15 protein-coding genes are annotated in these 23,683 nt (G+C 53.6%); 7 read left to right on the top strand and 8 right to left on the bottom strand.

Features of this window, described 5'->3' with window-relative positions; translation table 11 throughout:
* Positions 1–109 precede the first annotated feature (109 nt).
* The 6 genes from flgA to ACJY2G_RS05800 all read left to right on the top strand — a co-directional run bounded on the left by flgA (position 110) and on the right by ACJY2G_RS05800 (position 8,477).
* Positions 110–826, top strand: a complete 717-nt coding sequence (gene flgA, locus ACJY2G_RS05825; RefSeq protein ID WP_113877428.1) for a flagellar basal body P-ring formation chaperone FlgA — start codon at positions 110–112, stop codon at positions 824–826.
* A gap of 76 nt (positions 827–902) precedes the next feature.
* Positions 903–1,202 carry a flagellar biosynthesis anti-sigma factor FlgM gene (flgM, locus tag ACJY2G_RS05820; protein WP_113877427.1) on the top strand — a complete coding sequence of 100 codons (300 nt, stop codon included), beginning with the start codon at positions 903–905 and terminating at the stop codon, positions 1,200–1,202.
* A gap of 23 nt (positions 1,203–1,225) precedes the next feature.
* The gene (locus ACJY2G_RS05815) at positions 1,226–1,669 is read left to right on the top strand and encodes a flagella synthesis protein FlgN (RefSeq protein ID WP_232829829.1); all 444 of its coding nucleotides are present in this window, start codon (positions 1,226–1,228) and stop codon (positions 1,667–1,669) included.
* Positions 1,670–1,908: 239 nt separating this feature from the next.
* The gene (locus ACJY2G_RS05810) at positions 1,909–3,369 is read left to right on the top strand and encodes an SrfA family protein (RefSeq protein WP_430319967.1); all 1,461 of its coding nucleotides are present in this window, start codon (positions 1,909–1,911) and stop codon (positions 3,367–3,369) included.
* 3 nt (positions 3,370–3,372) lie between these two features.
* On the top strand, positions 3,373–6,345 hold the full coding sequence (locus ACJY2G_RS05805) for a virulence factor SrfB (RefSeq protein ID WP_430319968.1): 2,973 nt from the start codon (positions 3,373–3,375) through the stop codon (positions 6,343–6,345).
* Positions 6,342–8,477 carry a virulence factor SrfC family protein gene (locus tag ACJY2G_RS05800; RefSeq protein ID WP_439291492.1) on the top strand — a complete coding sequence of 712 codons (2,136 nt, stop codon included), beginning with the start codon at positions 6,342–6,344 and terminating at the stop codon, positions 8,475–8,477. Before ACJY2G_RS05805 ends, ACJY2G_RS05800 begins: the two co-directional genes overlap by 4 nt.
* Positions 8,478–8,493: 16 nt before the next feature.
* Here the strand turns inward: ACJY2G_RS05800 and ACJY2G_RS05795 are convergent, their stop codons facing one another.
* The 3 genes from ACJY2G_RS05795 to ACJY2G_RS05785 all read right to left on the bottom strand — a co-directional run bounded on the left by ACJY2G_RS05795 (position 8,494) and on the right by ACJY2G_RS05785 (position 15,873).
* Positions 8,494–12,108, bottom strand: a complete 3,615-nt coding sequence (locus ACJY2G_RS05795; RefSeq protein WP_439291491.1) for an ATP-binding protein — start codon at positions 12,106–12,108, stop codon at positions 8,494–8,496.
* A complete protein-coding gene (locus ACJY2G_RS05790) occupies positions 12,109–12,726 on the bottom strand; it encodes a response regulator (protein WP_439291489.1) in 618 nt (205 codons plus the stop codon).
* Positions 12,727–13,212: 486 nt separating this feature from the next.
* Entirely contained in the window at positions 13,213–15,873 is a 2,661-nt protein-coding gene (locus tag ACJY2G_RS05785) for a hypothetical protein (protein ID WP_439291488.1), read from the bottom strand.
* Positions 15,874–16,296: 423 nt separating this feature from the next.
* Between ACJY2G_RS05785 and mutS the strand changes: the two genes are divergently transcribed.
* Entirely contained in the window at positions 16,297–18,852 is a 2,556-nt protein-coding gene (mutS, locus tag ACJY2G_RS05780; protein WP_439291486.1) for a DNA mismatch repair protein MutS, read from the top strand.
* Between the two features lie 111 nt (positions 18,853–18,963).
* On the opposite strand, the gene rpoS is transcribed toward mutS, so the two are convergent.
* The 5 genes from rpoS to truD form a co-directional block, all read right to left on the bottom strand.
* Complete coding sequence (gene rpoS, locus ACJY2G_RS05775) at positions 18,964–19,950, bottom strand: RNA polymerase sigma factor RpoS (RefSeq protein ID WP_112287711.1); 987 nt, start codon at positions 19,948–19,950, stop codon at positions 18,964–18,966.
* 51 nt (positions 19,951–20,001) lie between these two features.
* On the bottom strand, positions 20,002–21,024 hold the full coding sequence (nlpD, locus tag ACJY2G_RS05770) for a murein hydrolase activator NlpD (protein ID WP_314721293.1): 1,023 nt from the start codon (positions 21,022–21,024) through the stop codon (positions 20,002–20,004).
* A 242-nt stretch (positions 21,025–21,266) separates the two neighbouring features.
* On the bottom strand, positions 21,267–21,893 hold the full coding sequence (locus ACJY2G_RS05765) for a protein-L-isoaspartate(D-aspartate) O-methyltransferase (protein ID WP_112287713.1): 627 nt from the start codon (positions 21,891–21,893) through the stop codon (positions 21,267–21,269).
* A complete protein-coding gene (surE, locus tag ACJY2G_RS05760; RefSeq protein ID WP_430319973.1) occupies positions 21,883–22,647 on the bottom strand; it encodes a 5'/3'-nucleotidase SurE in 765 nt (254 codons plus the stop codon). Before surE ends, ACJY2G_RS05765 begins: the two co-directional genes overlap by 11 nt.
* On the bottom strand, positions 22,628–23,674 hold the full coding sequence (gene truD / locus ACJY2G_RS05755; RefSeq protein WP_165353181.1) for a tRNA pseudouridine(13) synthase TruD: 1,047 nt from the start codon (positions 23,672–23,674) through the stop codon (positions 22,628–22,630). The genes surE and truD overlap by 20 nt, the downstream gene beginning before the upstream one ends.
* Positions 23,675–23,683 lie beyond the last annotated feature (9 nt).

Raw genomic sequence — 23,683 nt, 5'->3', positions numbered from 1 at the left:
CGCATTTAACACGTTAATAAACGCAATTTCTGGCTTATACTTTGAGCCGTCAAAAGTTGTTGGAAAAGGGATCCGCCCTGCGTTATATAATATAAGGTCAGTACACATCATGTTTTTTCCCCGCCCTCTTTATACCGCGGCAATTTCATTATTAAGCCTTATATTTTATTTACCCGCTTTTGATGCCATTGCCGCTACGCCGTCTGTTGAGACGCTTAAAACACACATTACTGCGCTGGTGAATAGCCATAATGAAAGACCGTCGGACAGCGCCATTACCCGCACCATAAAGATTCTGACGCCCGCTGAACAACTGTCATCCCTTTGCGCTACGCCGGAATTATCCGTAGCAGGCAACAACCGGCGTCTGACCGGGAATAAAAGCATCATTGCGCAGTGCGGAAACAAACGTAAATTTATTCAGATTTCAGTGCAGGCGCAGGGAACCTGGTGGACGGCTCGTCACGGGATTAAACCCGGCAGCGTGATTGATGCGAATGATATTGAGCCGCGCAGCGGATCGCTGGACAGACTCCCCGCCGGGCTGATTTTCGACCGGGAGAGCATTGTCGGACAGACCGCCACGCGCACTATCAATAAAGGCCAGCCGGTGGTGGAAAATCAGCTCCGCAAAGGCTGGTCTGTGGTTTCCGGCCAGGAAGTGGACGTGTTAGCCACCGGTGAAGGGTTTCAGATCCGCATAAAAGCCAAGGCGCTGGACAGTGCCGCAGCAGGCCAGCCGGTGAGACTGAGCACACGTTCAGGGCAAATTGTGACCGGTACGGTGACCCCGGACGGAAAAGTGCATATTAATTTAAAAGAATAGCTTTAGTTATTTTGGCAGCCACCGATATTTTAGATATACCGTGAGGTCACCAGAACAACGAATGTAGAGGAACACCATGAGCATCGACCGGACAATTCAACCTCTTTCAGTACCCGCTGTGAATGTGCAACAGCAGGATTTAAAAATGCGTCCGAAAGCCGCGGATATCAGCGCGGCACCGGTTGCAGCCAGCGAAACCTCAGGTACGCAAATTAAGCTGAGTAAAGTGACTCAGGCCATTCAGACAGACAGCTCACAGGATGTTGACTACGACCGTCTTGCAAAAATTCGCGCAGCCATGGATGCCGGTGAATTACAACTTGATACTGACCAGATTGCCAATGCGCTGGTCGAAGACATCTTTCAACTCTCATAAGTTCTGATAAGACATTAATGAAAATGGAAAACTTACGTTCGGTTCTGCTAAAAATTCAAGATTCTCTGGGTGAACTGGAGGCTATTCTTGTCGAAGAAGCAAACCAATTAAGGCGGACGCAGATTAATCCTGTTTCCCTGCAAATTGTATCTGACAGCAAAAGTCAGTTGCTGGCGACGATCAGTCATTATGATGACCTGCGTAAGCAAATTGAAAAGCCGTTACATCTTTCTGCGCCTTATCATCAGAACGCAAGATTTGCATTGCTGTGGAAAAATATCACCAGGAAAGTCACTACCTCTAACGAGCTCAATAAAAAGATTTATGACTTGCTTGAAATGCATATTCAGAAAACTGAAAGCATTAAAAAACTGGTGAATGATGCTGGCACACCCACCTCACTTTATGGTCAGGAAGGTCAGTCTGCGACGCCTGTATCAGGAAAGGTTTATAATATCAGCGTGTAACGGGATTATTAATAGCATTAACAAATTAACAACTTATGTCCCCTAAATAAAAAATCTAAAAAACCACTCTGTTGTCTATTTTAGCTTCCTGTCGCGGGAAGCTTTTTTTTGTATTTTCCATCTCCTTAATAAGCGTCACTTCTGTTCGTTCTTCGGCCAATCTGTTTATCATTATTTCATCCCGAAAGCCGTTAAAATAGCCAGCGTAAAAATATGCGGAATTTTAAACAGGGTGTGAAGTGGCAAATCTAATACTGCGCAGTGGATATCTGGACGATTACAATGCGCTCGGTGAAAACGGCCAGACAATATTTGAAAGCGCGATACAAATTCGCGAAACATTACGTCTGCGTAAACAACAGATCCTCCTCGATTGCCTGGCGATCCCCCAGCACAATGAAGCCGAAGATAAAGTGGACTGGTATGCGCCGTATGAAGGCACCGTCACTCAGTGGGCTTACGCCAGCGATAAGCAACGCGAACAGGCCCTGCGGTATCTGGAAAATTGCCTGACCAGCGCCAGTGCGCTGAGCAAAAGCTGCCTGCTGGCTGAAAAAACCGCCGTCCGGTTATTTGGCTCACTGCTGGCCAGGGTGGTGCAGTTTCCCGCCAGTCAGCATGTCTATCTGGTCAATGATAAACCGGTGATCACTTTCTGGGGATTTACCCGTCTCAACCACCCGCAACAGGATGATCCCCTCGAGTGCCTGCGCGAGATCGCGCCACCTGTGATGGCAGAAATCGCCACGGAACACGATCCGGTTGTTGCGCCGGTGGCTGAAAAACAGGACGCTGAAAAGCCTGAAATCAGTACGCCTGTAATCAATAAGCCGCTGGTTATTGAGGCTTCCGATCCGCTGCCCGCGCCTGAGCCTGAAGAAGAAAAATTTGCTGATCCGCAGCCGGTTGTCGTTACGCTCTCATCGCCTTCTGCACCGCCGTCAGAACCTGCTGCCACCGTGCAGGCTGAGCCCGCCGCACTGCCCCAAAAAACCAGACCGCTCTGGCGCAGACTGATGCTGAAGATTGCCTTTGTGGGCATCCTGTTTATCGGCCTGCCAGTCGCCTGGCCGTACATCGCCGCCATGATGCCGTCGCTGGTGGTGACGCCTTACCGCGCCGGATCCACGGTAAACAGCGTGCCTGCAACTATCGCCGAAACGGCGCCAGAACCGGTGGCCGAAACGCCAAAAATCCTGCTGTCCGCTCACCTTCCGGTTCAGCCTGCAGTCGTGGTTGCGCCGCCTGCGCCAGCGGTGAAAGAAGAGTCAGTGAAAGAGCCTGTCGTGGAAAAAGTAGAGGAACCGGTCATCGATAAAAATGCACTGGTGCTGCCCGCTGATGAGGTTAAAGCGGGATCCACAGCCTTTATGAATGGTCGCTGGAAGGCGAGCATCAACGTCAATAATCCGCTGACCAGCACCCCGCCGGGTCTGCGTTATCAGATCAAAAATAGTGAAGGCACCATCAGCATTACCCGCAACAACAATATCGTCTGTAAAGCCGACGTTTATCTCGGACTGATGCAGTCAGGCAATTTGCTGATTAAGAGCCGTACCAAAGCGAAATGCAGCGATGACACCCGTTATCAGGTGCCGGAAATCACCTGCAGACAACCGCTCAGCGGCGCGGCCCAATGTACCGGCCGTTATGAAGACAACACCGTCGTTCCGATGACGCTTTTGAGAGTGGGTAAATAATTCATGCTGGCAACTCTTATCGACTTCAAACCGGCCGTTACGCTCATCCAGAACAGCAGCGTGCAGTTTCTGGATTTCGGCCTGAATCCGGTGGGCGCAAGCCCGCACGCGGGTCGCTTTGTGCGTCACAGCGTCAATGGCCCGCTGCTGCGTCTCAGCTACGATACGCTGTCTGAGCGCTTCACCCTGCCCGCTGAAAACGGCGGCGAGCCGGAACTTGTCCGCCCGGAGATGACGGTTTCTCTGGAACATTCTTTGCAGGTGATGGACAACGTCTGGCTGCCGCTGCCTTTTATGCGTTTTAGTCCGCCGCGCGTATTCACCAACAGCCCTGCGAACTGGGCGCGCGTGCAGATTAAACGCCTGCCTGCGCCGGATGAAGCCGGTAACACCCTGCGTTTGTGTATTGCGTTCGACACCAAAGTTCACGCCGATGACAGCGCCACCGCACAGCTGGCTCTCACCACCCGTGATGTACGCGACGGCAGCCGCTTTGCACTGGCGTGGCACAATCATGAAATCAGTGAGTTTCTGGATGAAACCTGGGTCGATGGCTGGTTGCGTGAAGTGTTTGTTCACTATGCCACGCATCAGGAAAAGCGCAGCGCGGGCGATATCAGTAGCGCCATGAAAGCCTTCGAGTATCAGGCACACTTCCTCAATATTCTCGAAATGCTCGGTACCCAGCTCGAGATCCCGGAAGTTCAGATCGTCACGGAAACCCTGAGCAATGCGCCGGTTCCGGTGGACTTGATCCTTGATGTGGGCAACACGCATACCTGCGGCGTGATCCTTGAAGATCATGGCCCGAAAAATGCCGGATTACAGCAAAGCGCCGAGCTGCAAATCCGCTCACTGACGGAGCCGCAACTCATCAGCGAACCGCTGTTTACCAGCCGTCTGGAATTCAACGAAGCCAAATTTGGCAAACACCATTTTTCAATGGAAAGTGGCCGCGATGAGGCGTTCGTCTGGCCGTCTTTTGCCCGCGTGGGCGATGAAGCGCGCCTGCTGGCAACGCGCCGTCTGGGAACCGAAGGTGCCAGCGGGATTTCCAGCCCGCGCCGCTATCTGTGGGATGATGCCCCCTCGGACCAGGCGTGGCGCTTCAGTCAGCTGACGGGTAAAACACCGCGTGAGCCTCGTGCCATCGCGTTACCGCTGATGAATCTGATGAATGATGACGGGCAGCCCTTGTACAGCCTGCCACCGGATGAACGTCTGCCGGTGTTTTCGCCCAACTACAGCCGCAGTTCGCTGATGACGATCATGCTGTGTGAGCTGCTGGCTCAGGCACTGGCGCAAATCAACAGCGTCGGCCACCGTCAGAGCATGGGGCTGACTCACGCACCGCGCCAGTTGCGCGATATCGTCCTGACGCTGCCTTCTGCCATGCCCAAACAGGAGCGGGAGATTTTCCGCCAGCGGGTGCAGGAAGCGGTAAAACTGGTCTGGAAATCCCTCGGCTGGCAGCCCAAAGATGACGATATGCTGCCCGGTTCCGGCAGCCGCGCCACCGTGGTTCCTTTACCAAAAGTACAAATGGAATGGGACGAAGCCACCTGTGGCCAGCTGGTCTGGTTGTATAACGAAGTCATCAATAATTATGCCGGTCATGCGGAGGTGTTTTTCCAAAGCCTTGCGCGCCCTGACCGGCAGCTTGCCAGTGATGAACCGCAGGGACGCACCCTGCGCGTGGCGTCTGTGGATATCGGCGGCGGCACCACCGATATGGCGATCACTCAGTATCAGCTGGATGACGGCGCGGGAAGCAATGTCAAAATCACGCCAAATCTGCTGTTCCGTGAAGGGTTCAAAATTGCCGGGGACGACATTCTGCTGGACGTGATCCGCCACTGCATTCTTCCGGCACTGGAAAATACCCTGCAAAAAGCCGGAGTGACTGATGCCGCGCGCGTCATGAATAAGCTGTTCGGCGATGCCGCCCTCGACGGAAGTCGCGCCACGCTGCGCCAGCAGGTGACATTGCAGCTGTTTATTCCTCTCGGTCACGCCATTCTCGCCAGCTGGGAAAACAGCGATCCGCATGATAACGGCGCGCTGTTTGAAGGCCGTTTCGGTGAGCTGATCCCCCGGCAGCCGACGCAGAATGTGATCAATTATATCCATCAGACCATCCAGCCGCTGCTGCCCGCGGACGCGCAGCCTTTCGATGTGCTGGACGTTCCGCTGCTGGTGGAACTGGCATCGCTCAAAGAAGCCCTGCTCACCGGACGCTTCAGCCTGACGGCGCCGCTTCAGGCGTTGTGCGAAGTGATCAACCATTACTGCTGTGATGTGCTGCTGGTTACCGGTCGCCCTTCCTGTTTTCCGGGTGTTCAGGCGTTACTGCGTTATCAGCAGCCGGTGCCGGTCAACCGTATTGTCTGGCTGGACAGTTATCAGATCCATGAACGCTTCCCTTTCGGCCAGCAGGGTCGGGTGGTGAATCCAAAATCCACCGCGGCGCTGGGTGCGATGCTTTGCAGTCTGGCGATGGATTTACGCCTGCCGGGTTTCAACTTTAAAACCGCCGATATACAGGCTTATTCCACCATCCGCTATCTGGGCGTGTTAGAGGGTAATCAGACCCTGAATGCAGAAAACGTCTGGTATGCGCAGGTGGATCTTGACTGCCCGACAGCCCGGCTGGATGAAAACCTGAGTTTCCCGGTGCGTGGCGATATTTGTCTGGGGTTCCGCCAGCTGGCTGATGCACGCTGGCCGGCGACGCCGCTGTATCAGCTGAAAATCAACACGCCGGCGCTGGCGAAACGTATTGCGGGAGACGGCATTTTGCAGGTGCAGCTGCAATACGATCAGCAAAACGGCGGCTTCTCTCTGGCGCACGCCACAATGCAGGACGGCAGTCCGCTGCCGGAAGGGGCGGTAAGCCTGAAACTGAACACGCTCGCCAGCAGTTATAACGGCGAAAATCACTATTGGATCGACAGCGGGAACGTATACCTAAAATGAGCCAGTCAGACGCCATGCTTAATCAACTCACTGAATGGGTAAACGATGCCCGCGCGCATTCCCCGCGTCTGGATCGGGAAGCGGACGGCCTGCTGGCGCGGTTAATGCAATTACAGCAGCGCCAGCAACAGATCGTTTCTCTGAACGATGCACCGCTGACGCTGGGGTTTTACGGCAGCTCCGTTGCCGGTAAACACCACATGCTAAAAATGATTGCCGCCGCAGGGAGTGACGAGGTTTATGTGCAGCTGGGTGAAAACACGCTCGATTATCTGCGCCATATTAATCCCGATAATCTCCCGCCTTCGATGGCCATTCGTTTCACCGATGTCGTGACACCCGGAGTGGAAAACTTTCCGCTGCTGCTGACGCTGTTTTGCGAAAGTGAACTGGCACAGCGGCTGATTCGCCAGTATCAGGCTTCCCGCCAGCCGCGCATTCTGTCCCGCAGCGCCATCACTGCCAGACTGGCTGAACTGAAACTGCGCCGCCAGCCGCGTGAAATTCCGGGCATGACCTGCGGACAATTTTCATCCGTCGTCCGCTGTTATCATCAGTCGGTTCGAAGCACGTATCATCTGGATGATGCGCTGGTCTGGCAGATGGCTGAACTGGCTCCCTGGCTGGATCTGGCCGACCGGGCAATATTGCTTTCCACCCTGTGGGGAGAACACCCGGCACTGAGTTCGCAGTGGCAGCAGCAGGCACGCAGGTTGCAGAATTTAGGCGGAGTGACTCAGGTTCTGGCCCCGCTCAGTCTGGTCGTCGACAATATGCTGCTGCCAAACCCCGGTTTCCTGGTTCCCGCATTGGAAAATACCGCAGAGCTGAATAACGACGTGATTATCTGTCCGCTGCGTGATGGAAATACGCTGACACGTATGAGCATTCCGCAGCAGGATCTGGTCAGCCTGTGTGTCGAAATCACTTTCACGCTGAGCCAGCCTTCTTCACTGACCGGCGTCGATATTCTGGACATCCCCGCCGGGCAGCTCCCACGCTATCAGGAATGCCTGCAACCCGATACGGTGCTTATCTGCAACGCCGTCGCCGAAAGCCAGAGTCTGAGCCCGGTGGCACGTATGCTGGAAAGTTGGGTGGAGGAAACTCAGCCTCAGACACAGAGCGCGCTTCCGCGTCTGGTCTGGGCGATCACGCCTTTCGACCTGCGCTTTACCCGTGGCAATCACACCGACGCCGCCGTGCAGCGTTACATCACGCAATCGGGAAAACGCTGGGGTACATTACAGGCCCTCGATCAGCGCGATATCGCATGTCTGATCGAATGGCTGTCGGCGGCAGTCAACGGCGTATCGAGAGAGGACCGGCTTCGCGCCTTGCAGGAGAGTCTGCATCAGCGGATTGCCGCGCAGTTCCGCCGCTTTATCTCGCCGGAAAATGAACAACCGGGTCAGCGTACTGAAATGATGATCCGCGCCCTGCAATCTCAGGCGGCAAAACAAGGTGATCTGATTGACCGGCTGATGTTGCCACGCGACGCGCTTTATCAGTGCTGGCAGCAACAGCAGCAGAAAAATACCGGGCAGCCTTCTGCGCTGATGATGAGTGTCGATTTGTTTGACGACGCTGACACCGCTCCCGATACAGCACATCAGCAGGACAGCTTTGCGGCAGACGTTTTCGCCCTGTGGGTGAATCATGTGACTCAGCTTGGCCATAATCAGGCCACTGCCGGTGCCGCCGGGCTGGACGCCACTCAGCTTCAGACGCTGTGCGACACGCTGATCACCACGGCTTATCGCCTCGGACTGGCTGATACGCTGGAAACGACGCTGGCACAGCAACATGGCGATGCCGCACTGGCTGTCACTCAGGCGGGGAATGTCGTCAATGATTTTGTCAGCTGGCTGGGTTACGACCTGGCGGATGCAGGGCTGCGCCCGCAGAGCCGCATTAATAAGGGCGCACCGATTTTTGCGCCTGCTGCGCAGGCCAGTGCCGGAATGCGTCCGGATAGCCTCGGCGATGACGTGATACAGGGTAATGCCCGATACATTTTCGACTGGCTGGTCGCCCTGCTGACCCGCGCAGCAGAAAACACGCAGTGGGAAATGGCTGACGGGCTGGATGAAAAACACAGAAGTTCACTGCGCCGGTTGCTGACGGCATAAATCCGCAGCCGCCGTTTTAACTCATGTGCCTTTTCAGTCTGGCAGACAAGGTTTCAAGGGCGGCGAGCAACTCACTGACGGCATCGTCGCAGTTTTCCTCATTCTCACTCACAATTTCCAATGTATCGCAGGCATCAATGACGGCCTGCGCGTTGATCATCTCAGCGCCACCGCGGATGCGGTGAGCAATGGCCGCCAGCGTCTGACTATCGCCGGAGGCCGACGCGGTCTGAAGTTGTTGTGTGTCCTGCTGAATACCCGAAATAAACGTCTGTAAAAGAGGATGAAGTTTACCGGGATCGTTATTGGTCAGCGCGACCAGCCCGCTTAAATCCACCTCATTTTCATCACCAGACGGTGCGTCTTCGGGTTCGGGTTCGGGTTCGGGTGTAGTCTCAAAAAGAGCGGCCAGCATTGCCAGGGTTACGGGCTTAAACAGACACTTATCCATACCGGCATCGAGGCATTTCTGCCGTTCTTCATTGACGGCGTTTGCCGTTAAGCCGATTATTTTTACCGGCAATCTATTCTGTGTCCTTTCTTCCTGACGTATCCGGCGGGTCAGTTCATAGCCATCCATCACCGGCATACTGCAGTCAGTGATCACGAAGTCGACATCTCCACGCCGCCACGACGCCAGCCCTTCACTGCCGTCAGCGGCTGCCGTCACATGATGACCCAGTGAGTTCAGCTGGAACGTCAGCACTTCCCGGTTAGCCGCGTAATCATCGACAATCAGCACCCTCCGCGATGCCTGAATCTCTGTGACCGTCGCTGGCAGGCTTTCTGATTGTGGCAGCGCACTGCGCTGCAATGGCAATATCACAACCGCAGAAGTGCCCTGCCCGGGCTGGCTTTTAAGCGTCAGCGTCCCGCCCATCATTTCGCTTAACGTTTTGCAGATGAGCAGACCCAGCCCCGAGCTTTGCTGAGAAGACAGTTTATTATTGGACGCACGTGAGAAGCGGGAGAAAAGTTTCTGACAGTCTTCGTTTGAAATTCCGATACCGGTATCGGTAATCGTTATTGTCAGTCGCAGGCGCTCTGCGCTTTCCACATGGGCAGCCGCACTGACAGTGATTTTGCCCTGTTCGGTGAATTTCAGCGCATTGCTGAGCAGGTTGGAGATGATCTGTTTAAATCTCAGAGGATCTATCAGTACGCCATAATCCAGCGTTCCGGCGATGTCTAAACTGAATTCCAGTCCCTTACGTCGCGCCAGCGCTTCGAATAACCGGCACAGGGAGGAGATGAGCTGACCGATATTTTCCGGTTGCAGGTTCAGCGAAAGGTAGCCGCTTTCGGCACGTTCAATATCGAGAATATCCCCAATCAGCGCCAGTAAACCCTGCGCTTCACCCGACGCAATATTCAGGGAGTATTTATCAACAATGCCTGCATCGGCTTTTTTCACCGCCAGTTCCAGCATCCCGATAATGACGTTCATCGGCGTGCGGATTTCGTGGCTCATGGTGGTCAGGAAGGTTGATTTTGCTTCGCTGGCCTGCACGGCCTGATCTTTATCGGTCTGCAAACGCTCCATACTTTTGTGACGTTCGCTGATGTCATACCAGCCGCCGATGACGCCGATAATCTCACCCTTTCCGGTCCGGTAAGGCATGATCCAGTGGTGAATAATGCGGTAATCATTTTGGGCTAGCCGCAGGATCCGGTCACTGATAATGCTTTCTCCCGTTTCTATCACCTGCAGATAGGTTTCTTCGAGTTCCTCGGCCCATCCTCCGTTCATATCCTGCACATTCTGCATATCAAAGACCGTTTTACCCAGCACGGTATTCTCTGGAATATTCAGTTGCTGATAGTAGCTGGTATTGCACAAGAGCAATTTACCGTTGCAGTCACGCACATAGATAGGCAGCGGCGTTCCATCAATCAGGTCCCGCATGAAAGTCAGCTGATCGTTAAGCTTTGATTCGGCCTTATCCCGCTGCTTTATCAGGTTACGCAGCCAGTAAACCCAACCCAGCAGGATGATGAGGAAAACAACCAGCAACAGGAGTCCGTACAGAAGTTGCTGGCGTTCTTTATTCCAGAAGTTTCGCTCGATGACCGTCTGACCGCGCCAGTGATTGCCCAGTTCGCTCATTCTTGCCGGCGGGATAGAGGACAGTGCCTTAGTGATAATTGCCAGCAATTCTGGCCTGTTATCAGCCATGGCAATGCTCAGGCGCAGTGACTGATTGGTAAACACGGAGTCGATTTTGAACCGGTTTTTGTAGAAGTTATCAATCATGAACACCGACTCCGCCAGTGAAACTACCACGATGTCGACCTTTTTCGCCCTGAGCATACGAAAAGCGGCTATGGCGTCTTCACTGATCACCGGCACCATTTGCGGATACTCATTTTTAATCACTTTCAGGATGGGATCTTTGTCCACTACCGCGACCCGTAAGGGTTTATCCCCGATGTCGTCAATATTGATATTGCTGTCTAAGCGGCTGGAAACCACGTAGCTGTCACGATAAAAAGTGGGGGAATAACGGATGCCCGGCGGCGGCGGTTGCAGGTTATCGGTGACCGACACCGCAAGATCGACATCACCGTGCTCCAGCAATTCTCTTGCCTGAGCACCGTTCCCGACCTTATGCCAGACCAGCCGGAACCCGCTGATTTTCGCCACTTCTTTCAGTACATCCGCATTGATCCCGTAAGGTTCGCCACCTGCGGCAAAAAATGAGTAAGGCTCATTGGTATCTTCAAGGGCAACCCGTAAAACCCGATGGTTATCGCGCCACGCCAGCTCTTTTTCATCGAAAAGAACCGTATTGTCTTTATCAATCATCTGCGGCTTAACCCCCCAGTGATTGAGGATCTTCTGCCGCTGTTCGGGAGTGACGGCCTGAATGACCGCATTCAATAGCGATAAAAGAGTTTTATTCTCGTGGTTTAGCGCAAAAGCGAACTGGGTCTTTGGCAGGGTGGCCCTGCGTTCAATGGTGATGTTATTGAACACTCGTCGCCCCGAAAGAAATTCAGCACTGATGTTATCGCCAAGAAAGAGATCGTTTTGCCCGAAGGAGACTGACCCCATCGCACTGAAGTTGGAGGGATACATTTTCAGCTTAATGTCGGGATAGGCTTCAAGTATCCACTGAGAAGGCAAATAGTTGTACACCATCGCCACTGAGACGCCGTTCAGATTTTCACTGTGCCGCACAGGAATGTCAGAACGTCTGGCGAAGACCGGATTGTCTTCAGCATAAGCCTCAGATAACACGAGGTTTTTGTCTATCTGATCGAAGCCATTCGATGTACCGAGAAAGTCGAGTTCATTGCGCGCCAGCGCCGCCATCGCCTCCTGACGTGAGCCAAAAACTTTCACCGTCACCGGGATGTGCAGCGCGGTGGAGATCAGTGAAGCATAGTCGGCGGTGATACCAATATAATCATTTTCAAAATTGATGATATCGAAAGGCGGGTAGCCCGGTTCGGTAATCCCCATCGTGAGCTGCCCTTTCTGCTGCAACCACTTCTGCTGTGCGCTGCTGAGTGAAACAACCGGGGCAGGGCCTTTATATTGCCCGTGGAGCGTGGCGGTATAAACTGCGGCAGCCATTGCCTGTGTGCAGAGCAATACGCTTAAGATTAACCAGCCCAAAAGGCGCATTTACGTATTCTCATAATGGCTGGCGACGTCAGCCAGTTCGAGTAAATTGCTGACATTTAACTTGGTGTATAACCGGGTTTTATAGGTGCTGATGGTCTTCTCGCTCAGTGACAATGTTTCAGCGATTTCTTTGTTACTCAGGCCATTGATGAGGTATTTCATCACCAGCATTTCACGGTGCGACAGACGGGCCAGTTTCTCCGTCCCCGCTGCCGTCGTTTCGCCGGTGGCGGCAGAGACTTGCGGAAATAATGAATAACCCGACATCACGGCATTGATGACGCCCGTTAGCATCGAAAGGTTATCGTTCTTCGACACATAACCGGACGCTCCCGCCTGGATGCAGGGCAAGGTGAACTGCTCGCTGTTTTGGGAGGTCAGCACGACGATTTTGCAGGCGTTTTTACGCTCGCGTAAGTGGCGGATCACCTCCAGTCCGCCCAGTCCGGGAATGCCTAAATCCAGCACCAGCAAATCAGGTTGCAGTGACTCGCATTGCTGTAAGGCCTCAATACCGTTGTCACACTCAGCGACAACCTGAAATCCAGCATTGATGACCAGCATCCTGACCGTTGCCAGAATGAAAGGATGGTCATCAACAATAATTGCTTTACGCACTAGGTAGCCTCGCCAACGGGTTTGGAAAATGTTCAACACGGCAAAATCCCAAAGGATCAGAGAGATTACTTATTGAATTTTAGCAGGGCTTTTAATGTCAGGAAGGAGGCGGATCCGGGGATAAAGAAAACAGCGGGAATATCTGTAAACTCATCAAATCTCAACCCTTCATTCCGTAACGGAAAACGGGAACCACTGAAGAGTTGCTGCTGCCAATGCACACCTTTAATCCGATAAAAAACCCGTGCAGCCGCGTCATTTTACGCTTCCGGGAGGATTCTGTGTACATTTCTGTTCATGTAGCTTAACGGCTTAGTTACATTTTCACCCGGTGCAATATCCCGAAAGATTAACGGTGACAGCGGATGGCCCGCAGGCTTCGCCTTGTGGTAAAAAAAAACCGGTTCAACAGCTAAAAACTGTCACCGGTACCGGAAGTGGCGGGCCCGCTGTACCGGACCCGCCCGCGTTAAAAGTACTGCGTGGTTACTTCACCGTCGGCGTTTTGGAACGCCACTGGCTGCCTGACTTCAGCGCACTGCTTTCCTCAAATTTCACCGGATTATCACGATAGGCTTTCAGTTTGTTGCGCATCCAGCTGCTGGCATCGCCCACACCGCTGATCACACCGGTCGTCGCACCGCCACCTAAGTGGACATGGAAAATACCGCGTGACGGGAAATCCAGATACTTCGGCGTGGACAGATCCCATGAATGACGTGAGAACAGTTCACGGGTGTCGTTACCCATCATTGATGCATAAGCCGCATCGAATTTCAGCGCCAGCAGGCGTTCATGGATCGCATCCACCGAGGTCCCGATTTCAGAATGCCCCATCAGGTAGCTGCCGCCGCTGCCCCAGTTCTGGGTGTTGAAATCGGCATTAACATCATCAGCAGACGTCGGCAGATGGCTGGCCGGAACCTGCCATGGCAGAACCGGTTGACGCAGGTGACGGCTTAATGAAGCGCAGAAATCAAAAGTGCGTTCCCATTCGTATGGAGAATAACAATAACCATTGGCATACGAACGGATAGTGAAGTCATCGGCTTCGTAACGGTCTGCCGCCATAAAATCAGCGCCCTTCGCCACATCAGGCGAACCGTCTGCACGGATATACTCGATGTCATCAAACACGCCGACCAGCAACGCATATTGCGCCGTCAGTCTGCCCGCAGTGAACGGATCAACTGTCATTTTTTTATGTTGCAGGTCAGCGGCATCAAACACATCGTCATAGACGAAATCTTTGTAAACCCACTGCGAACCCGCCACGCCCCACAGATTGACCTGCCAGCCGAGTACAACGTCTGGCGCAACCACGCGCGTCAGCCAGTTCACCGCACGAATATAACCTTTCAGGGTATTGGTAATGCCCGCAGGAACCTGCACATTCACGTTGTGATGGGCCAGTGCTTCGCTCAGAGGCTGACGCACCGGAATTTCATACGTCGGCAGGAAACCGTATTTCTGGCATTCGCCGAGATAATCCGGATTGACAATATACCCGGCTGGCACCGGATGTTCGGCATCCTTCTGGGACTGCGACATTTGCAGCGACTGAATAAAGTTGGCGAAGCTGAATTTATGGCGTACCGGATCGGCAATAATATTCGTGACATCGCCCAGGGATAAGTTACAGGTATAAGACACCATCAGCGGCAGCACGGGTTCATTCAGTTTGGCGGAAACGTCCCGCGCCATTTTAATAATTTGCAGCGTCGGTTCTTTAGACGGTGACAGATAATCGCCCGCATCGCCCATGCCGTCATCACCGGAATATTTGAAAATTGAAGAGACACGTGCCGCGGCAAAATCATCCACGTTAGTCGGCACCATATTGGCGCAGGCACCAAAGGTGAGGAACTCAGGGAAACCTTTCACGCGCAGATTCGCCCCTTTCACTACCGCCACAGTCAGCTGTACCGGTGCATTCGCGCTGACCAGTAAAGGCTGAGGGCTGACATCCACGTAATGCACGACGCCATCGAGAATAAAGGTGTCGGAAACCACGGTATAAGAACCCGGCGCAACCAGAACCGCCTGCTCAATGTTGCCATTTTGCGCAGCAATCGCATCAAAGCGGTACTGACGTGGCGGAACGGAATTGTCCGTCAGTCGCAGGGTCAGGGATTTACTGACCGCAGCATCTGCCTTCACACTGACCGTCAGCTTCGCCGCATTGGACTGTGAATCACCACGCTGGCTGACCTGTGCCTGCGTGTAATTAATGCTGTGATACTGACCGTCGAACTGACCGTCGTAATCATCAAACAGATAATGAACATTGTTCAGGCGTAAATCGGCGAGGCGGATTTCAAAACGGCCAGAAACAGGCAAATGTTCCAGACGATATTGCTGACCGGAACGCACCGGCAGGCTCAGTTTATCCGTGCCATTCTCGCTGCAAATCAGTGTCAGTTCTTCATCGCGCAAACCGGCAAGACCTGAGAAATTCAGGGCAACATCAATGGTCGTGCTGCGATCCACTGCGCCGAAAGTGATGGCCAGCGACGTGGTGCGGCCTTTATCAATAGTGATTTCTGCCTGACCGATATTCACGGGAACGCGGATCGTGCCGTCATCCGTGCTTAAATCTGTCGCAATGACAGTGTAATTCCCTGCATTGACGGAGAAGGTAGACACGTGACCAAACCCCGGCAAAACACGCAGGGTCTTGTCGCCGCGTACCAGACGCAGTTCGACTGCGGTATTTTTTAATCCGGCGGGCAACGGCGGGCAACTGACTGACAGCTCACCGGTCACACCCGGCTCTTCGTCTGCGGCCAGCGCAAAGGTTTCACGGAAATCAGACCAGGCAGGCGAATCGGCAGAAGAGACGTTCAGCCCCATATGGATTTTCTGAATAGCGTCGCCGACAGGCTGACCGTCAGTCGGTTCGACGATCACTTTGACATCGAAAATTCCGCCGCCGACGTCTGTTGATTCCACCTTAATACCGAGTGGTTTCCACGGATTAGTTTCGACGTTAATATCACCGGCAGTGATTTTTCCCGGTGCTGAAAATACGATCACTAACTTTTCTTTAATATCAACCGCGCTGCCAGACGTTGATTTAATTTCATTCAAATCGAGAGTGGGATACCACGCATCGTTGGTCATATTTAATTTGAATTGCAATTGCATAATACTTCTCCGCAAAGATAGGTAAACAGTGTGAAAAATCCCGTATTAATAAGGTCATCCGGGAACAGCCATCACCCTAGCAGAGGAGTAAAACATTCATCGAAACACTTAATTCATTTTATGCAGTTGTTATTATTAATATCACCTGACAACAATCGCATTAATATAACGGCACAATTTTATGATTATCATGCCTGTTATTATTATTCTCATAAAAAATAAAAAAGGTATTAATACGCCATATCGACATGCTCAAATTCACAAAACGCTACGCTCTGCAAATGAGGGGCATGTTACATGTCAGCTTTGCGCGATGCTTTCCAGTTTTAGTTGTGACAGCTTCTTGCCCGCTGGGCTAAGATACGCAACAGAAAAAATCCTTAAACCCATCGCGTCGAAAAATGGATTAAAAAGATTAAGTCTATGACAAATAATGTAAACCTGGATGCCCACACGCCGATGATGCAGCAGTATCTGCGTCTCAAAGCAGAGAACCCGGAGGTTCTGCTGTTCTATCGCATGGGCGACTTCTACGAACTGTTTTATGACGATGCGAAACGCGCATCGCAGCTGATGGACATCTCCCTGACCAAACGCGGTGCTTCTGCCGGTGAGCCGATCCCGATGGCGGGCGTGCCTTATCATGCGGTGGAAGGCTATCTGGCGAAACTGGTGCAGCTCGGTGAATCCGTCGCGATCGCCGAACAGATTGGCGACCCGGCGCTGAGTAAAGGGCCGGTTGAGCGTAAAGTCGTGCGTATTGTCACGCCCGGCACCGTCAGCGATGAAGCGTTGCTGAGCGAGCGCCATGACAACCTGCTGGCGGCTATCTGGCAGGACGGCCGTGGATTTGGGTATGCGACGCTGGATATCAGCTCCGGCCGTTTCCGTGTGGCTCAGCCCGACGATCTGGAAACCATGGCAGCGGAATTGCAGCGTACCAATCCGGCGGAATTGCTGTATCCGGAAAGCTTTGAAGCCATGCAGCTTATCTCTTCCCGTCGCGGATTGCGTCGCCGTCCGATGTGGGAATTTGAGCTGGAAACCGCGAAGCAGCAGCTCAATCTGCAATTTGGTACCCGCGATTTAAGCGGCTTTGGCGTTGAGCAGGCGGCTCAGGCGCTGCGTGCTGCCGGTTGTCTGCTGCAATACGTGAAAGATACCCAGCGCACTGCCCTGCCGCATATCCGTGGTGTCACCATGGAACGCCAGCAGGATGGCATTATTATGGATGCGGCCACCCGCCGTAATCTGGAGCTGACGCAAAATCTGGCCGGTGGCGTCGAAAACACGCTGGCCGCGGTGCTTGATCAGGCGGTGACGCCGATGGGCAGCCGTATGCTCAAACGCTGGATCCACATGCCGAGCCGCGATATCAAACTGCTGACGCATCGTCAGCAGGCGATTGTTGCGTTGCAGGATATCACCGCCGATTTACAGCCGGTGCTGCGTCAGGTCGGCGACCTCGAGCGTATTCTGGCACGTCTGGCACTGCGCAGCGCACGTCCGCGTGATCTGGCCCGAATGCGTCATGCCATGCAGCAACTGCCGGAAATTCGCGAGATCTTGCAGGGAACCGAAGCCGCTCATGTGAAAACGCTGGTGGAGCAAACCGGTGACTTTACCGAACTGGTGGAATTGCTGGAACGCGCTGTGATCGAAAGCCCGCCGGTTCTGGTGCGTGACGGTGGCGTAATCGCACCGGGCTACAACGCTGAGCTGGATGAATGGCGTGCGCTGGCAGACGGCGCGACGGATTATCTCGATCGTCTGGAGATCCGCGAACGTGAAAAGCTGGGGCTGGATACGCTGAAAGTCGGTTTCAACGGCGTTCACGGTTATTACATTCAGGTCAGCCGCGGTCAGAGCCATCTGGTGCCGATTCATTACGTCCGTCGCCAGACGCTGAAAAATGCCGAGCGCTACATCATTCCTGAGCTGAAAGAATACGAAGACAAAGTACTGACCTCCAAAGGCAAGGCGCTGTCTCTGGAAAAAGCGCTGTATGAAGAGCTGTTCGACCTGCTGATGCCGCATCTGTCTGCGTTGCAGCAAAGCGCCAGCGCGCTGGCCGAGCTGGATGTGCTGAGCAATCTGGCGGAACGTGCTTACACGCTCAATTACGCTTGCCCGACCATGAGTGAAAAGCCGGGTATTAATATTACCGGCGGTCGCCATCCGGTGGTTGAGCAGGTGCTGAGCGAACCCTTTATCTCCAACCCGCTGAACATGTCTCCGGCGCGACGGATGCTGATCATCACCGGTCCTAACATGGGCGGTAAAAGTACCTATATGCGTCAGGCGGCGCTGATTGTTCTGATGGCGCATATCGGCAGCTATGTTCCCGCTGAGACTGCCGTCATCGGGCCGGTGGATCGCATCTTCACCCGCGTCGGTGCAGCGGACGATCTGGCTTCCGGGCGTTCGACCTTCATGGTGGAAATGACCGAGACGGCGAATATCCTGCACAACGCGACCGAAAACAGTCTGGTGCTGATGGATGAAATCGGACGCGGGACGTCAACCTACGATGGTCTGTCACTGGCCTGGGCGTGCGCGGAAAACCTCGCCAGTCGTATTAAAGCCATGACGTTGTTCGCCACCCATTATTTCGAGCTGACCACCCTGCCGGAAAAAATGGAAGGCACGGTCAACGTGCATCTGGATGCTATCGAACACGGCGACACCATTGTCTTTATGCACAGCGTGCAGGACGGCGCGGCCAGCAAAAGCTACGGTCTGGCTGTGGCTGCACTGGCCGGTGTTCCGCGTGATGTGATTAAGCGTGCGCGCCAGAAACTGAAAGAGCTGGAAACGTTGTCGAACAACGCCGCTGCCAGCAAAGTTGATGGTCCGCAGCTGGCATTACTGACCGAAGAAGTGTCTCCGGCGGTGGAAGCCCTGGAGGCTCTCGATGCGGATTCATTGTCGCCACGTCAGGCGCTGGAGTGGATCTATCGTCTGAAAGATATGGTGTAAGCGTCTGCTGGCCCGATCAGCGTGCATAAAAAAACGGTGGGGATTAACCCACCGTTTTTATTTTTCGTTCTTGCAGATACTGCATGATGCAGTCACTGTCTGACGCGTTGTTTATTCGCGGAACAATGCTTCAATGCTCAGGCCTTGCCCCTGCAGGATTTCACGCAGGCGACGCAAACCTTCTACCTGAATCTGACGAACACGTTCACGTGTCAGGCCAATTTCGCGGCCCACATCTTCCAGCGTTGCCGCTTCATAGCCCAACAGGCCGAAACGACGCGCCAGTACTTCACGCTGTTTTGCATTCAACTCGAATAACCACTTAACGATACTCTGTTTCATATCGTCGTCTTGTGTGGTGTCTTCCGGGCCGTTGTCTTTTTCATCCGCCAGAATATCTAACAACGCTTTCTCTGAGTCACCACCCAACGGAGTGTCTACAGAAGTGATGCGTTCATTCAGGCGTAACATACGGCTGACGTCATGTACCGGCTTGTCGAGTTGCTCAGCAATCTCTTCAGCGCTCGGTTCATGGTCCAGTTTATGTGCAAGTTCACGTGCAGTACGCAGGTAAACGTTCAGTTCTTTAACGATGTGAATCGGCAGACGAATAGTACGGGTTTGATTCATGATCGCCCGTTCGATTGTCTGACGGATCCACCATGTTGCATAGGTAGAGAAACGGAAACCGCGCTCAGGGTCGAATTTTTCAACCGCACGGATCAGACCCAGGTTGCCTTCCTCGATCAAATCCAGCAGTGCCAGACCGCGATTACTGTAGCGGCGGGCAATCTTAACCACCAAACGCAGGTTACTTTCAATCATACGGCGGCGGGAAGGAACATCTCCCCGCAGCGCGCGTCGTGCGAAATAAACTTCCTCTTCTGCGGTAAGCAGAGGGGAATAACCGATTTCACCGAGGTACAGTTGAGTGGCGTCCAGCACTCTCTGGCTTACAGCCTGCGACAACAATTCTTCTTCAGCATCGTTGTCGGCAGTCTCTTCGACTAATGCTTTCTCGTCAAAGGCTTCAGCGCTGTTCTCATCGAAATCTACATCATCATGTAACTCGTTAACTTTCAGCGTATTCTGACTCATAAGCTGCTCCTACCCGTGGTCCCGAGGGCAGAATCAATGCTCTGCCCCGATTTATCGCTGCGGAAGATAACGCAGCGGGTTTACGGATTTCCCCTTGTAACGAATTTCAAAATGCAATCTTACTGAACTGGTTCCGGTGCTACCCATAGTCGCTATTTTTTGTCCCGCCTGCACTTCTTGTTGTTCCCGGACCAGCATTGTATCGTTATGTGCATAGGCGCTCAGGTAATCATCATTGTGTTTAATGATGATCAGATTACCGTAACCGCGAAGAGCATTACCCGCGTAAACCACACGCCCCGAGGCGGTTGCTACGACAGATTGTCCACGCGAACCAGCAATATCGATCCCCTTATTTCCCCCTTCAGAAGCTGAGAAATTATCGATAATTTTCCCGTCAGTCGGCCATTTCCAGGAGGAAACCGGACCGCCATTATTTGTTGTCGTGGCGACGGGAGTGCTGGCTACAGCAACAGGTGTTGTGGTGGTAGTAACTGCACCTGATGAAGGCAACATCTTACCTACATTCTGTTTACCAGAAGAATCAGAATACGTGGTAGTTGGTTGAGATGCAACCACAGAACCTGCAAGCATTCCTCCGGTTGGTACTTTCGGAACACCGCCATTTGTGGCATCGGTAACCACTGGCGCGCTGCTGGTGCTGGCCGCAGAAGAGACGTTATTTATCTGGACTGTCTGCCCGACTTCGAGGCTGTATGGCGCAGGGATATTGTTGCGCGCGGCCAGGTCACGGAAGTCATTGCCGGTGATCCACGCAATGTAGAACAGGGTGTCGCCACGCTTCACCTGATAGGTACTGCCGCTGTAACTTCCCTTAGGGATGGAGTTATAGCTGCGGTTGTACACAATGTGTCCGCCAGGCCCCACGGCGGGTGCCATTTGCGGATTGGAATTCAGAGTATTCTGACTACTGTTGCCACTGTTTCCGCCGCCATTAACGCTGCTGATAGGTGCAGATGTCGTTGAATTGTTCGAACATCCCGCCATCCAGGCACTGATAAAAGTACACACTGCAATGCGGCTTAGTGTTTTTATTGGGCTTCCCGTGCTCATATTTCCCCCGTTACGGCAATCTCAGAATATCTCTTTAACCGCGCACACCGCGCCAGCTGGCGCTTTTCGTGTCACCTGACACGGTGCGGGCAGGCAACATGCGCATTCAGGACGTTGCCCGAATGCCGCTGTGCCATAAAAAACTGTAGTGGATGCTATCAACATCGCCAGTACAGCACCATATAACAGTTGTATTTAAATTTTAAGGGGTTAGTCCTGAAGGCACCTGCACAGCGCCGGTTTCAGGCAAGTTCGCCTTTCACCAGCGGAACAAAACGAACGGCTTCGATGTTTTCGGCGACAAACTCATCACCACGACGGGTGACCCGTTGCAGTGTCTGATTTTCTTCGCCCACGGGCAGAATTAAAACGCCGCCATCATCGAGTTGTTGCAGTAAATCTTGAGGTATTTCAGGGGGTGCGGCGGTGACAATAATGGCGTCAAACGGACCGCGCGAAGGCCAGCCCTGCCAGCCGTCACCATGACGGGTGGAGACGTTATGCAAATCGAGTTGCTTGAGGCGTCTTTTCGCCTGCCACTGCAATCCCTTGATGCGCTCGACCGAGAAAACATGCTCCACCAGATGCGCCAGAATCGCGGTCTGATAGCCCGAACCGGTGCCAATTTCCAGCACGCGTGAAGACGGCTCAAGGCGCAGCAGCTCAGTCATTCTCGCCACCGTATAGGGCTGAGAAATGGTCTGGCCGGAGCCAATCGGCAACGCAGTGTTTTCGTAGGCTTTATGCTGAAATGCCTCATCGACGAACCGCTCTCGCGGCACGGATTCAATGGCATGCAGCAGTTTTTCATCATGAATGCCCTGCTGGCGCAGCTGTTCCAACAGGTTATACATCGGCTTATTCACCATTCGCGCTCACCCCGGCCTTTTCCAACCATGAGACCACGACATCCTGAGCCGCATAGGCAGTTAAATCCACCTGAAGTGGCGTCACTGAAACATAACCTTGCGCGACAGCGGCAAAATCAGTGTCAGGTGCGACATCAAATTTATCGCCCGGCGGACCAATCCAGTACAAGTCCTGACCACGCGGATCCTGCTGACAAAATACCTGCTCAGCCGGATGACGGCTACCGCAACGCGTCACTTTGATCCCTTTAATCTGCGAAAGCGGCAGATCCGGGACGTTAATATTCAGAATTTTGCCAGTACGCAAAGGCTCACGCGCCAGCGCCCTGAGAATACGACAAGTGATGGTCGCCGCTGTGTCGTAATGCTGATGACCGTCCAGCGAGACCGCCAGCGCAGGAAAGCCCAGATGACGGCCTTCCATGGCGGCAGCAACGGTGCCGGAGTAAATTACGTCGTCGCCCAGATTCGGTCCGGCGTTAATGCCGGAGACCACGATATCCGGCTTCGGACGCATCAGCGTATTGACGCCAAGATATACGCAGTCGGTCGGCGTGCCATTAATCACGGCAGTATCGCCGTTGGGGTAAGACTGAATACGCAACGGGCCGTCCAGCGTCAGCGCGTTCGATGCGCCGCTGCGGTTACGGTCAGGGGCCACCAGCTTCACGTCGGCAAACTCACGCAGCGCGGACGCCAGCGCCTGAATGCCCGGAGCCAGTACGCCGTCGTCGTTACTCAGTAATATCCGCATCAGTTTCATCCAGATTCATCAGTTCACGCACCACGCTGGTGGCATAACTGCCGGCCGGTAACCAGAATTTGAGTTCCAGAGTGACGTCATCCCAGCGCTGCCATTGCATCTGCAAAGGTTGCAGCATAATGGCACGACGCGCAGGTTCCACCCGTTCACGTTTAAGGAGTGACAGCAAATCTGTCTGATCGCTGAGACAGGTTTGCTCGAACGCTTCGGCGTCTTCCAGCGTGCCCAGCGGGCCGTCGCCGGGTAAAGGTGCCGTCACCAGCAGTTCACCGCTTTCAACACGAGGTTGCAGCGATTCAAACTCTTCGGCTTTCGCCACAAACCAGCTGCCGCGTCCGCTCAGTTGCAGGGCATCGCCCAGCATCGGCTGACGCACGGTGCCATCGGCCAGACGCTGGCTGGCGACGATATTGAACATCGCGCTGCGGCTGGCGGAAAGATAGAAGCTGCGTTTAGCGCGTTCTTTCGGACGGGCTTCGTTGGTTGCCCAGCGTTTCGCCTGCACCAGATTATTGCCGCCACGACCAAACCGCTGGGTGCCGAAATAGTTCGGTACGCCCTGTTGGGTGATTTTTTCCAGACGTGCTTCAACATCCGCGATATCGCTTATCTGGCGCAGCACCAGCGTAAACGCATTACCTTTCAGCGTGCCGATACGCATTTTTTTGCGATGACGTGAGGCGCGGACCACTTCGCAGCCTTCAAGGTCAAACTGGCTTAAATCTGGATCAGCCTTGCCCGGCAGATGCAGGCAAAACCATTGTTCGGTGACTGCATGACGGTCCTTGAGACCGGCATAACTGACGTCGCGCGGATGCACTTTGGCAAACCGCGCCAGCTGCTCGGCAACAAATTGGGTGTTGCAGCCATTTTTGCGGATCCGCACCAACAGATGTTCACCTTCTCCGTCCGGCTCAAAGCCCAGATCCTCTTCGACGATAAAGTCTTCCGGATTGGCTTTCAGCTGGCCGGTGGCAACAGGTTCGCCCAGTAACCAGGTGAGACGTGACATATCTATCATGCGGTA

Source organism: Rahnella sp. ATs2 (genome assembly GCF_051851855.1).
GTDB classification, from domain to species: Bacteria; Pseudomonadota; Gammaproteobacteria; order Enterobacterales; family Enterobacteriaceae; genus Rahnella; species Rahnella variigena.
The sequence above is the reverse complement of the archived record's forward strand: the minus strand, read 5'-3'. Positions and strand labels throughout refer to the sequence as shown.